At 71.5% G+C, this 11,375-nt stretch carries 13 protein-coding genes and 1 pseudogene; 9 read left to right on the top strand and 5 right to left on the bottom strand.

Annotated features, from left to right (window positions below; genetic code table 11):
* The first annotated feature begins 5 nt into the window (after positions 1–5).
* Positions 6–509 carry a hypothetical protein gene (locus tag ACFYZ4_RS12390; protein WP_351292842.1) on the top strand — a complete coding sequence of 168 codons (504 nt, stop codon included), beginning with the start codon at positions 6–8 and terminating at the stop codon, positions 507–509.
* 210 nt (positions 510–719) lie between these two features.
* Here the strand turns inward: ACFYZ4_RS12390 and ACFYZ4_RS12385 are convergent, their stop codons facing one another.
* Positions 720–1,421 carry a pentapeptide repeat-containing protein gene (locus ACFYZ4_RS12385; RefSeq protein WP_390783861.1) on the bottom strand — a complete coding sequence of 234 codons (702 nt, stop codon included), beginning with the start codon at positions 1,419–1,421 and terminating at the stop codon, positions 720–722.
* 95 nt (positions 1,422–1,516) lie between these two features.
* Here ACFYZ4_RS12385 and ACFYZ4_RS12380 point away from each other — a divergent pair, with 95 nt between their 5' ends.
* Positions 1,517–2,509 carry a zinc-binding dehydrogenase gene (locus ACFYZ4_RS12380; protein WP_390784012.1) on the top strand — a complete coding sequence of 331 codons (993 nt, stop codon included), beginning with the start codon at positions 1,517–1,519 and terminating at the stop codon, positions 2,507–2,509.
* Positions 2,510–3,016: 507 nt separating this feature from the next.
* On the opposite strand, the pseudogene ACFYZ4_RS12375 reads toward ACFYZ4_RS12380, so the two are convergent.
* Both ACFYZ4_RS12375 and ACFYZ4_RS12370 read right to left on the bottom strand, forming a co-directional pair.
* Positions 3,017–3,136: pseudogene (locus ACFYZ4_RS12375) on the bottom strand (GNAT family N-acetyltransferase); the annotation flags it as partial.
* Positions 3,137–3,161: 25 nt separating this feature from the next.
* Positions 3,162–3,626 (bottom strand): hypothetical protein, encoded by a 465-nt coding sequence (locus tag ACFYZ4_RS12370; RefSeq protein WP_390783860.1) that lies wholly within the window; start codon positions 3,624–3,626, stop codon positions 3,162–3,164.
* A 113-nt stretch (positions 3,627–3,739) separates the two neighbouring features.
* Between ACFYZ4_RS12370 and ACFYZ4_RS12365 the strand changes: the two genes are divergently transcribed.
* The 6 genes from ACFYZ4_RS12365 (at position 3,740) to ACFYZ4_RS12340 (ending at position 8,140) form a co-directional block, all read left to right on the top strand.
* The gene (locus tag ACFYZ4_RS12365; RefSeq protein ID WP_390783859.1) at positions 3,740–4,225 is read left to right on the top strand and encodes a hypothetical protein; all 486 of its coding nucleotides are present in this window, start codon (positions 3,740–3,742) and stop codon (positions 4,223–4,225) included.
* Positions 4,226–4,407: 182 nt separating this feature from the next.
* The gene (locus ACFYZ4_RS12360) at positions 4,408–5,160 is read left to right on the top strand and encodes a DUF6879 family protein (RefSeq protein WP_390783858.1); all 753 of its coding nucleotides are present in this window, start codon (positions 4,408–4,410) and stop codon (positions 5,158–5,160) included.
* Positions 5,157–5,999, top strand: a complete 843-nt coding sequence (locus ACFYZ4_RS12355; protein WP_390783857.1) for a helix-turn-helix domain-containing protein — start codon at positions 5,157–5,159, stop codon at positions 5,997–5,999. Before ACFYZ4_RS12360 ends, ACFYZ4_RS12355 begins: the two co-directional genes overlap by 4 nt.
* An 87-nt stretch (positions 6,000–6,086) precedes the next feature.
* The gene (locus tag ACFYZ4_RS12350) at positions 6,087–6,290 is read left to right on the top strand and encodes a hypothetical protein (RefSeq protein WP_390783856.1); all 204 of its coding nucleotides are present in this window, start codon (positions 6,087–6,089) and stop codon (positions 6,288–6,290) included.
* 525 nt (positions 6,291–6,815) lie between these two features.
* A complete protein-coding gene (locus ACFYZ4_RS12345) occupies positions 6,816–6,962 on the top strand; it encodes a hypothetical protein (RefSeq protein WP_390783855.1) in 147 nt (48 codons plus the stop codon).
* Entirely contained in the window at positions 6,959–8,140 is a 1,182-nt protein-coding gene (locus tag ACFYZ4_RS12340; RefSeq protein WP_390783854.1) for a methyltransferase domain-containing protein, read from the top strand. Before ACFYZ4_RS12345 ends, ACFYZ4_RS12340 begins: the two co-directional genes overlap by 4 nt.
* 43 nt (positions 8,141–8,183) lie before the next feature.
* Here the strand turns inward: ACFYZ4_RS12340 and ACFYZ4_RS12335 are convergent, their stop codons facing one another.
* Positions 8,184–8,669 carry a GNAT family N-acetyltransferase gene (locus ACFYZ4_RS12335; protein ID WP_390783853.1) on the bottom strand — a complete coding sequence of 162 codons (486 nt, stop codon included), beginning with the start codon at positions 8,667–8,669 and terminating at the stop codon, positions 8,184–8,186.
* Positions 8,670–8,710: 41 nt separating this feature from the next.
* Positions 8,711–9,610 (bottom strand): aminoglycoside phosphotransferase family protein, encoded by a 900-nt coding sequence (locus ACFYZ4_RS12330; RefSeq protein WP_390783852.1) that lies wholly within the window; start codon positions 9,608–9,610, stop codon positions 8,711–8,713.
* Between the two features lie 353 nt (positions 9,611–9,963).
* On the opposite strand from ACFYZ4_RS12330, the gene ACFYZ4_RS12325 reads away from it, so the two are divergent.
* Positions 9,964–11,346, top strand: a complete 1,383-nt coding sequence (locus ACFYZ4_RS12325; RefSeq protein WP_390783851.1) for an NAD(P)/FAD-dependent oxidoreductase — start codon at positions 9,964–9,966, stop codon at positions 11,344–11,346.
* Positions 11,347–11,375: the final 29 nt, after the last annotated feature.

The following is an 11,375-nucleotide window of genomic DNA, read 5'->3' as shown; positions in this document are numbered from 1 at the left end:
GCTACGTGCTCGACATCGGCTACTCCCTCTCCCGGCGCTTCCCCGACCCTCCGCAGACCGACTACCGCTCTGCGGACGTCCGCTCCCTGCGCCACGACCTGTTCTGCGGGGACGTCTACCTCGCCGACACCAACGCGGACCGGGAAGTGTCCACAGCCTGGGGATGGGTTCCCGTACTGGACTTCGCCTGGGCGCTGTGCGACATCGTCGAACAGCTCGACCAGGACCCCCGCGGCAACCGCTCGGCCAACCGCCAGCACGCCGAACTCGACTTCACGGAGTCCACGGACCGGATGCTCTTCGAGCGCCGCTTCGGCTGGGTCGACGTGGAGGCCGACTGGATGCCGGCCGAGGAAGCCCCGCTGACCTTCAGCCACCGCCTGCTGCGCCGCGAGGCCCGCGACTTCCTGCACGACCTGGTCGCGGACCTCATCGACATGCACGACGGCCTAGCCGACAACCCCGCCATCTGGACCCTCCAGTCCAAATTCCCCCGCGTCCCAGCCTGACCCACTCCCCCAGTCGCCCCCTCCAGCCCCCTCCCTCCTCGCTGGCCTCTCCAGCCCCGCCGGCCCCCTTCAGCCCCGCCGGCGTTTGAGGCGCGGGGTCTGGGGCAGCGCCCCAGGTCTTTCAGCCCCGCCTGCGTTTGAGGCGCAGGGGCACGGCGGCAGCACCCACGCACCGGCCCCGCACCCGGCATCGAGCCGATCCCCCCAGGGTCACCCCAACACCCGCACCCCCAGCTGGGAAGCAAGCGCCGGGGCCAGGTCGAACAGCTGCGCCGGGCTGATCACCGCCCCGGCCAAGGCGTCCACACCCCGCGCGATCCCCAGCTCCGTGGCCTCCCGCAGGTCCACGTCCTGCAGCCGTACGCCACTGAAGTCCACCCCGCGCAGCGCGCAGTCCCGGAACTCCACCCGCTCCAGCACCGCCCCCGCGAAGTCCGGCTCCACGAGCACGCACCCCTCGAAGACCACGTCCTTGAGCCGCGCCTTCCGCAGGTTCAGGTAGTCGATCTTCCCCCCGCGGACCACCACCCGCTCCAGCACGGCCCCGTGCATCTGCACCCCGCCCAGCCGGGCGTCCACCAGCTCCACGTCCCGCAACGAGGCCCCGGACAGGTCCGTCCCCACCCCCCGGACCCCCTCCAGCACCGAGTCCAGGAACCGCGCCTTCGCCAGCCCCGCCTCGTCCAGCGCACAGCGCCGCACCGCGCAGTCCATGAACCGGGCGCCGATCCCCTCCTGCCCCGCCAGATCCAGGTCCGCGAACTCCAGCCCGTCGTAGTCCCCGTCCGGCTCCAGCCCGCCCCCTGCCCACGCCACCAGCTCCGGCAGCCGCAGCTCCGGCCGCCGCGCCGCCTTCACCGTCTGCCGCTGCCCCTGTCCCTGCCCCTGCCCCTGCTGTCCTGTGCGCACCATCCCCCCATCGTGACCCAGCCCACTGACAACCGCCGCCAACGCCCGCCCTTGACCTCAACCCCGCTCGAGGTCGCACCGTGGTCGTCATGCCCACCATGCGAGCCATCCGCCTCCACGCCTTCGGCCCCGCCGAGAACCTCTCCTACGAGCGCACGGACATCCCCGTCCCCGCGCCCGGCCAGGTCCGCATCGCCGTCGCCGCCGCCGGTGTCCACCTCCTCGACACCAGCCTCCGCCGCGGCATCCAGGGCCCGCCCGCCCCGCTCCCCGAGCTCCCCACCATCCCCGGCCGCGAGGTCGCCGGCACCGTCGACGCCCTCGGCCCCGGCACCGACCCCGCCTGGCTCGGCCGCACCGTCGTCGTCCACCTCGGCTTCGCCCCCGGCGGCTACGCCGAGTACGCCGTTGCCGACGCCGACCGCCTGCACCCCGTACCCGACACCCTCGACCCCGCCGAGGCCGTCGCCATGATCGGCACCGGCCGCACCACCCTCGGGATCCTCCAGTTCGCCGACCTGGGCCCGGACTCCGTCGCCCTGATCCCCGCCGCCGCCGGAGGCATCGGCACCCTGCTCGTCCAGTACGCCCGCAGCGTCGGCGCCACCGTCATCGCCCTCGCCGGCGGGCCCGCCAAGACCGCCCTGGCCGCCGCCAACGGCGCCCACCTCGCCCTCGACTACACCGCCGCCGGCTGGGCCGACGCCGTACGCGCCCACCACCCCGGCGGCGCCACCGTCCTCTTCGACTCGGTCGGCGGCGACACCGCCCGCACCGCCCTCGGCCTGCTCGCCCCCGGCGCCCGCCACCTCGTCTTCGGCTGGTCCGCCGGCCCCCTCGACCTCACCGACGCCGAACGCGCCGACCTCGCCGCCCGCTCCATCACCACCCGCGGCGTCCTCGGCCCGGCCATGCTCCAGCAGGTCGGCGCCCCCGACCCGCTGCGCGTCCTGGAAACCCGCGCCCTCACCGAAGCCGCCACCGGCCGCCTCCGCCCGGCCCTCACCCGCTACCCCCTCGCCAAAGCCGCCACCGCCCACCACGCCCTGGAATCCCGCGCCACCACAGGCAAGCTCATCCTGGAACCCTGACCAACCCCCGCTCCGCCGCGGCGCGCTCAGCGGGTCGTCCACCACGCGGTGAATCCCGAGCATCCGAGAGCGACCAACGCGCTCATCAGCCGCACGGGCGCCCTCTGGATCACGAGGTGGAAACCTCCCGCACGGAGTTCCAGAAACGGTTTCTGCGTCTTGGTCTCGGACACGGCACGCTCCGGGGAGGTCAACCAGCCAATGGGACGGTTCCTTGCCGATCTGCTGCGCAACGCCTCAACTTGACTACACACTACGCCAGTTATGACTATCCGAAGATAGCCCAAACGGACTATGTGCAATAGGTCGGGGGCATCGCAAAAAGCCACCGGTGCCACACCCATCAGGCGCTGAAGGGCCGTACTGGACAACAAGGCCAGGTGAGAGGTTCGCGGCCGTCCCGCGCACCCTCCCAGCCGCCTTCGCCCGGTGCCCCGAGAGCTGCGGGGCGACTCCCCGCAGCACCCGGTCCCGGCCGTCGCACAGCTCCCCCCGATCCCAGGCGGCCTACTCCGCCCCACCCAGGCCGGCCAGGGGTCCGTCCGTCAGGCGGTACACGTCCCACTCCTCCTGCGGGCGCGCGCCCAAGGCCTCGTAGAAGGCGATCGTCGGGGCGTTCCACTTCAGGCCGCATCACCGCGTCACCAAGGGACTAGCCCTCTCGACTAGGCGGGTTCAGTGGGCGTGGCAGGCTCCCTGCGCGGAGCTTCGTCATCGGGTGTGTCTGGACTCCCGAAACCGTGGCCAACGCATGCTCTTCCACGGGGTCGGCAGTGATGGCCAACAACCGCACGAACCAGTCGTGGACCGTGTCGCCGTCCCAGATCGCTTCGATCGCGACGATGCGACCAGCGGCTCCGCCGGCGCGGTAGGCCAAGGACTCCAGATCGAGGGGACTCTCCGGAGTGCGGGCGATCCTGTCACCGTGGCGTGCGTAGCGGTCGCCGACGATGAGCTGAGCCGTACCAACTCCCACGTCATCACGGACAAGGCCGACGTCTACGACGACGCGGACCGCTGCGAGCATGGCGTCCTGAAGGACGTATCCGTCGATCTCATTGCGAATCCCCACGGGCAGCCGCTCCCACCACTCGGCCCGGGCCTCTTTCCCCATCATGCGATCTCACCTGCCTCCACATGCTTCGCACGCTTCAGTGACACGAACCTGGTATTCGCACGTCGCCCCAGACCGTCTGGTCCCGCCAACCGGAGGGTCCGTACGATCTGGCCATGCCCGCTGACGCACGTGTGACCAGGTCGTCGTTCCACGACCTCACGCCTCTCTCTGTCCCCCGCCCGATGTCTGTCCTGCCGACCCGGAAGTGGACGGATGACCAGTGGGAGCGCATACAACTCGGTTACCGATCAGCGGACATGGATGAGAAGTGGGATGTCTTCACGGAAGACAACGTGGTCTTTCTGCACCGCAGTTGGACCGGTTTCGAGATCTTCGAAGCAGCATTCGTTCCCGCCGAGGGCGGAGGGTGGGCGATCGCCGGCGCCATGGTCGAATCCGATCCGGAGCGCTACGGCGGCACATCGGACATGCGGAACGCACTGACGCTGGAGTTGGTACTCAGCGCGATCGTGCTGGGTGAGGACGCTACCGAGCTACGAACTCGGCTGGTGGAACCGACCACCCCGACGTCCTCCAGCAACGATGCACTTCCTGGAGTCGTACTGCACAGCGTCCTCGGCTTGCGCTCGGGGACCTGAACCATTCGGCCAGTGGCCGGTGTCCATCCGTCCACTGACCGGAGCATCCACACCCTTGAGACCTCGTAGCAGGGGGCCTTTTTGCGTCGGTCCTGAGAATCATTGCGAATCACGCAGGACAGGGAAGATGCGTCCGCCCCATCCTGGTCGGGACTTGTCCGCTGGTGGGAGGGGGAACGGCCATGGCACGGCGACTCCGATTCATCGGTACCAACTCCGGCAACGACGGATGCCCGACCCTGTACGAGGACCTGGACACCGGGGAGGTTCTGGTCCAGGGCGACGCGGTGACCGACCCCCAGGACGTGGCGCAGCTCCGGAACGTCAAGGATGGGGAGGGGTTCGTGGTCGTCCCGCGCGCACTCCTGGCCGACTTCGCGCCCCGGGACGCGGAAAGGACGCCCGTGCTGATCGGCTTCGAGGAGTTCGCCGGGATGTTCCGGACCTTCGCGCACACGGCTTGGCGCCTGGAGACCCGGCGCCGCTACCAGTCGGACGAGGAGACCGGGACCTACCAGCGGTTCATTCGGGGCGAGGACGCCGGCTGGGACCTGGACGACCCCTGGTGCGTGTCCCGGCGCGAACAGTCCGCCCTGGGCAAGCGCTTCGAGCGGGTGCGGATCGCCGACAACCCGCCCACCCCCGGTCAGCGCTACCTGCTCGACAACGCCCGCCGCAACAGCGCGGTGGGCGAAGACATCCGCAACCTGTGGCGCTCCGAGGCCGAGCGGCTCCAACTCCCCGACGGGGACTTCTGGCTCTTCGACTCCCGGGTCATCGCCCGGCTCCACTTCGATGACGACGACCGGATGACCAGCGTCGAACTGGTCACGGACCCCGTCGAGGTGGCCCGCGCCTGCCAGGTCCGGGACGCCGCGTGGCACCACGCCGTCCCGTACGAGACCTTCGCGGACCAGGTGCCGTCCGCCGAGTGAGCACCGACTTCCAACAAGCACGAGTCGCCCTCGGTGCGCGGCTGCGCGAGCTGCGCACCGATCGGCGGCTCACCGGCCGCCAGTTGGCGGTCCTGCTCGGCTGGACCCAGTCCAAGATCAGCAAGTTGGAGACCGGACGCCAAACCGCGACGGCGGACGACCTGCTGGCGTGGGCGGACGCCACCGGCCATCCGCAGGCGGCGGAGGAGCTGATCACCCGGCTCCGGAGCCTGGAGTCCCGGTCCCGCGCGTGGCGCAGACAGCTCGCCGCGGGCCACAAGCCGGTCCAGGACACGCTCACGGCCGAGTACGAACGCACGAGGACGTTCCACGTCTGGCAGGGCTCCACGGTCGTGGGCATGCTCCAGACCGCCGAGTACGCCCGCCACGTCTTCACCCGCTACGCCGACCTCCACCAGTCCGTACGGGACACCGAGGGAGCCGTACGAGCCCGCGTGAAGCGGCAGGAGATGCTGTACGAGCCGGGGCGCACGTTCCACATCGTGATGTGGGAGGCCGCGCTCCGGGCACTCGTGTGCCCTCCTCCCGTGCTGGCCGCCCAGCTCGACCGCCTGGCGGGCGTCCTCGGGCTGGACACCGTCTCCCTGGGCATCGTCCCGTTCGGCGCCTCCCTGAAGATCCCGCCGGCCAACGGGTTCTGGCTGTACGACGACCGCCTGGTGATCGCGGAGGACTGGCACGCGGAACTCTGGCTGGACGACGCGGACAGCGTCGGCGTGTACCGGAAGGTCTGGCAGGCACTCTCCGATTCCGCGGTCTACGGCGCCGACGCCCACCGTGTGATCGCCCGCGCCCGGCGCGCTCTCGACATCTCCTGAGAATCCGTCGGAAGATCACGACTCAGCCCGAGAATCCCGGCGAATCAGCCCCCAGAGCGCCTGGTACCCGGCCCTAGCGTCCCTCTCATGGACAGCTCGCACGAACTGGAGACAGTGACCCCGAGCGCGGTCGTGGAGTCGCTGCGCGAATCGCTGATGGCCGCCGGAATCGTTCTCCCCTCGCTGGGCATCGACCCGGCACCGCCCGGCCCGGGGCTGGTGAGACTGGGCAGTGTCCGCCCCGACGTCGCCATGAAACTGACGCAGGTCCTGAAGCGGGGGACCGGATGAGCGCACGCGACAGCCATCCGGACGGTACGGAACCCGGTTGGGCACGGTTCGAGGGCCCAGACCTGAGTCCCGGCAACGCCTTGAAGTGGCGTCCGTGCGAGTGCGGCCGACCGGTGTGTCCCGAGTACCGCCCGGCAACCGGGAGTACCCAGCGGCTGAATGCCAGGGTGGCCGAAGCAAACCGGCGGAGTCAGGAGACGGCGCAGTGAGCGCCCCGCCGGGACCGATGCCAGAGTCCTGGGACGACATAGCGGCCCAGCTCCGTGACCTTCGGGAACGGAGCGAATGGACCGCCCAACTCTCCCGCCACCTGACTCCGGGAAGTCCCCTTCTGGAGTTTCTGGCAGAGGCCGGAGAACGGCAGATGCAGGCCCGGCCGGACCGCACTCCCAGGGCCCTCACCCCAGGGCCCTCACCCCAGGGTCCGACTGACCGCACCCCACAGACTCCGCCCCGGTGACCGATCCACCGATCAGCCGGGGCGGCCCACAGCACCACTCATCCCTCACGAGAAGGAGCACGTTCATGGGCGGACAGCACGGCGGAGGCAGCGGCTCGGGCCAGGGCGGAGGCCAGCAGGACGACGGCCAGTCGGGCGCCGGTCACGGCGGAGGTGGCTCGGAGGGCCAGGACTCCGGCCACAGCGACACGAAGGGCAGCGGCACCAAGTGACCGAACGCGCCACGACGGAGGCCGGCCCCCAGGGGTTGGCCTCCCGGCTCATGGACTCCGGGGCCCTGACCTCCGACTGGCTCTCCACTTATCAAGCCGTGCTCCGGGAGTCGTTCGTCCCGGATGTGATCTGGCCCGGAGTCGGACCGGCCGACGGCGGACCGGTGGCGAGCATCGACCGCCGGACCGACCCTGAGGGCTGGTTCCGCGCGGTCTACTCGGATACCTCCCTGACCACCCAGTGGGACGACGGCAACCACCCGGGGCCCGGCCGGGGCAAGGTCCCCACGTGCAGCAACTCCCAACCCTCCATGGTGTTCTCCATGCTGGCCGCCCTGGACGTCCAGCCGGACTCCAAGGTCCTGGAGGTGGGGACCGGTACGGGCTGGAACGCGGCTCTGCTCTCCGAACGGGTCGGCTCGGAGAACGTCACCACCATCGAGTTCGACCCGGAGAACGCGGCCACGGCCCGAACCCGCCTGGACACCGCCGGGTACAACCCGGTGGCCGTCGTCGGAGACGGCTCCCAGGGCTGGCCGGCCTGCGCCCCGTACGACCGGGTACTGATCACGGCCTCCCTCCGGGAGATCCCGGCGGACATCGTCCGGCAGACCCGACCCGGCGGGATCATCGTCTCCCCTTACGCCACGGAGTACGGCGGGGAGGCCGTGGTCCGCCTGACCGTCGAGGAGGACGGAGGGGCGTCCGGCCCGTTCGTCGGCTCCTCCGCCTTCATGCGACTGCGGCAGCAACGCGCCTACCGGACACACGTGAAGGAGTACCTGGGCGGAAGGCCCTGGCCCGCCGACGGCCGCCGGACGACCACTTCCCTGCCCCCGGAGGCCGTGGCCGGCTGGCTCCCCATGTTCGCCATCGGACTCCAGACACAAGGGATGTTCCCCTACCCGGAGCAGTACGACGACGGGAGCTACACGCTCTGGCTCCGGGACACCGAGGTCACCTCCTGGGCATCCGTGGACTTCGTGCCCGGCGCGGAGGAGTTCGAGGTGTACCAGTCCGGGCCGCGGGAGCTGTGGGACGAACTCAGGGCCGCGTACGCCTGGTGGAACGGCCAGGGGCAGCCGGGGTTCGAGCGGTTCGGCCTCACCATGCGCCCCGACGGAACCCCCTGGGCCTGGCTCGACTCCCCGGAGCACCCGGTCCCCGCCGTCGGGTAGCCGGGCGGCCGGACCCCGGCGGCCAACGCAGGGGGCGGCGCGCTCAGCGGGTGGCGGCCGGTGAGCCCAGGTCGGCCAGGGGTCCGTCCGTCAGGCGGTAGACCGACCACTCCTCCTGCGGGCGCGCGCCCAAGGCCTCGTAGAAGGCGATCGTCGGGGCGTTCCACTTCAGGACCGACCACTCCAGCCGCTCGTAGCCGCGCTCCACGCACGTGCGGGCCAGCTCCGCCAGCAGCGCCTTGCCGTGGCCGCCGCCGCGCACGCCCGGGCGTACGTACAGGTCCTCCAGGTAGATCCCGTGCACCCCGCGCCAGGTGGAGAAGGACAGGAACCACACCGAGAAGCCGACCGCCTCGCCGTCGTCCGTCTCCGCGATGTGCGCGAACACCGCCGGGCGGTCCCCGAACAGCGCCTCCCGCAGCTGCTCCTCGGTCGCCCGCGCCTCGTGCGGCACCTTCTCGTACTCCGCGAGCTCGCGGATCATCGCGTGGATGACGGGCACATCGGCGACTTCGGCGTTACGGATCATGCCCGCAGCCTAGGCGCCGTCACGGCGGACGACGCCCCACGTCACCGACCCCGCAGTACCTCCGCGACCGTCAACTGCTGCTCGTCCAGGTGCTCTTCGCCGTCCTCCAGGTCCCACAGGCAGTTCTGCAGCACCCGCCCCAGCGTCCACGCCCGGGCCCGCTCGCGGTCCGGTCCCACCGCCTCCGCCAGCAGGTCGAACCGCCACCGCACCTCCTGCGCACGGAAGTTGTTGACGATCGCCGGCAGCAGGTCGAAGCCCGGATCCCCCGCCAGCGGCTTCGGGTCGATCGCCAGCCACGGCTCGCGGCCGCCCGCCAGGACGTTGTCGTAGTGCAGGTCCCAGTGCAGCAGCCGGTCCCCCGGCTCGCCCGCGACCTCCGCCAACGCCGCCGCGCAGTCCCGCAGCAGCCGCCGCTCCCGCGCGTCCGCGAGCCGCCCGACCACCCGCGGTACGTCCTCCAGCATCCGCGCCGCGATCTCGCCCAGCCCGCGCAGCCCGGCCGGCGCGGGCACCGCCGTCAGCTGCGCCAGCAGCTCCCCGACCACCCCCACCGCCCGCCGTGCGTCCCGCCGCGCGAGCGCCGACAGGTGCCGCCGCTCGTCCAGCCGCTCCAGCAGCAGGGTGCCCGTCTCCGCGTCGTGCTCCAGGAGCCGTACGCAGCCCCGCCCACCCCACGCGCGCAGCGCGACCGGCTCCCCCGCGCTCTCCTCGTCCAGCGCGACCAGCTTCAGTACGGCCGCACTCCCGTCGGCCCGCTCCACCGGCAGCACCAACGCCGTCACCCCGTGCATGGCCGGCCCGGTGCACCGCAGCTCCCACCGCTCCAGGAACCGCGCGGCCCGCCCCGGCAGAGCCGCGATGAACTCCCGTCCCTCGTCACCGTTGAACCTGAGCTGCGCCTCGACCAAGCCGTCCGGAATCTCCGCGAAGTCCACCATGATCCGAAGGTAGCCCCACGAGATCCGAACAAGTCGGGCTAGCCGATCCCCGCGCCCTTCAGCGTCCGCGCGAAGGCCTCCGCGACGGCCCCCTCGCTCCCGCCCCGCAGCCGGCCACCGCCCCGACCGACAGCACCGCCGCCGCGACCCCCGTGACGATCCGCCGCGCGCGCCCTGTCCTGCGTATGCCGCCCGTCATCAACCGAACCTCTCACCCGGAAACATGACAAACCTCCACCACCCTACGGCCCCCGCCACCCCTCCCACATCGGCCATCCGGCCTGGAAACCCGCCCCAACACACGACAACCGGCCCCTGGACGCCCCACCGGAACCGGGTGTACCAACTCCCCCATGACGATCAACGGCGGTATTTCCTTCTGGTACGCGACCGACCCCGGCACCGCGGCCACCCCACCCCGCGCCCCCCTCACCGCCGACTCCACCGCCGACGTCGTCATCGTCGGCGGCGGCTACACCGGCCTGTGGACCGCCTACTACCTCAAGCAGGCCGCCCCCGACCTGCACATCACCGTCCTGGAACAGAAGTTCTGCGGCTACGGCGCCTCCGGCCGCAACGGCGGCTGGCTCTACAACGGCATCGCCGGCCGCGACCGCTACGCCGCGCTCCACGGCCACGACGCCGCCCGCCGCCTCCAGAACGCCATGAACGAGACGGTCACCGAGGTCATCGACGTCACCGCCAAGGAAGGCATCGACGCCGACGTCCACCGCGGCGGCGTCCTCGAAGTCGCCCGCACCCCCGCCCAGCTCGGCCGGCTCAAGGCCTTCCACGCCGCCGAACTCTCCTTCGGCGAGAGCGACCGCGAACTGTTCGACGCCACCGAGACCCACCGCCGCATCAACATCGCCGACGCCGTCGGCTCCAGCTGGAGCCCGCACGGCGCCCGCATCCACCCCCTCAAGCTGGTCAAGGGCCTCGCCGCCGCCTGCGAACGCCTCGGCGTCGTCATCCACGAGTCGACCCCCGTCACCGAGATCGCCGCCCGCCGCGCCGTCACCCCGTACGGCACCGTCCGCGCCCCGTACGTCCTGCGCTGCACCGAGGGCTTCACCGCCGCGCTCAAGGGCCAGAAGCGCTCGTGGCTCCCGATGAACTCCTCGATGATCGTCACCGCCCCGCTGCCCGCCGAGACCTGGGCCCAACTGGGCTGGTCGGACTTCCCGGTCCTCGGCGACATGGCCCACGCGTACATGTACGCCCAGCGCACCGCCGACGACCGCATCGCGATCGGCGGCCGCGGGGTCCCGTACCGCTTCGGCTCCCGCACCGACAACGACGGCCGCACCCAGCCCGCCACGATCGAGGCCCTGAGCGCCCTCCTCTTCTCCTTCTTCCCGCAGCTGACGGGTACGGAGATCACGCACGCCTGGTCCGGCGTCCTCGGCGTGCCCCGCGACTGGTGCGCCACCGTCACCCTGGACCGCACCACGGGCCTGGGCTGGGCCGGCGGTTACGTCGGCTCGGGCGTCGCCACCGCCAACCTCGCCGCCCGCACCCTGCGCGACCTGGTCCTGGGCGAGTCCACCGACCTCACCGCCCTCCCCTGGGTGGGCCACAAGGTCCGCCGCTGGGAGCCGGAGCCCTTCCGCTGGCTCGGCGTGCAGGCCCTCTACGCCGCCTACCGCGAGGCCGACCGCCGCGAGACGGCCACCCACCGGCCCACGACAACCCCCCTGGCCCGCCTGGCGGACCGCATCTCCGGCCGCCACTGAAGCCCGGGCCGGGCCGAACCGGGCCGCAC

The organism is Streptomyces sp. NPDC001513, from assembly GCF_042894695.1.
In the GTDB taxonomy this organism is placed as follows: domain Bacteria; phylum Actinomycetota; class Actinomycetes; order Streptomycetales; family Streptomycetaceae; genus Streptomyces.
Note: the sequence above shows the minus strand (reverse complement) of the source record. Positions and strands in the feature narration are given on the sequence as shown.

Coding starts and splice junctions, on each gene's coding strand:
- ACFYZ4_RS12380 (WP_390784012.1), top strand. CDS start 1,517: ATGCGAGCCATCCGCCTCCACGCCTTCGGCCCCGCCGAGAACCTCTCC.
- ACFYZ4_RS12330 (WP_390783852.1), bottom strand. CDS start 9,610: ATGGTGGACTTCGCGGAGATTCCGGACGGCTTGGTCGAGGCGCAGCTC.
- ACFYZ4_RS12335 (WP_390783853.1), bottom strand. CDS start 8,669: ATGATCCGTAACGCCGAAGTCGCCGATGTGCCCGTCATCCACGCGATG.
- ACFYZ4_RS12365 (WP_390783859.1), top strand. CDS start 3,740: ATGCCCGCTGACGCACGTGTGACCAGGTCGTCGTTCCACGACCTCACG.
- ACFYZ4_RS12325 (WP_390783851.1), top strand. CDS start 9,964: ATGACGATCAACGGCGGTATTTCCTTCTGGTACGCGACCGACCCCGGC.
- ACFYZ4_RS12385 (WP_390783861.1), bottom strand. CDS start 1,421: ATGGTGCGCACAGGACAGCAGGGGCAGGGGCAGGGACAGGGGCAGCGG.
- ACFYZ4_RS12370 (WP_390783860.1), bottom strand. CDS start 3,626: ATGATGGGGAAAGAGGCCCGGGCCGAGTGGTGGGAGCGGCTGCCCGTG.
- ACFYZ4_RS12345 (WP_390783855.1), top strand. CDS start 6,816: ATGGGCGGACAGCACGGCGGAGGCAGCGGCTCGGGCCAGGGCGGAGGC.
- ACFYZ4_RS12350 (WP_390783856.1), top strand. CDS start 6,087: ATGGACAGCTCGCACGAACTGGAGACAGTGACCCCGAGCGCGGTCGTG.
- ACFYZ4_RS12360 (WP_390783858.1), top strand. CDS start 4,408: ATGGCACGGCGACTCCGATTCATCGGTACCAACTCCGGCAACGACGGA.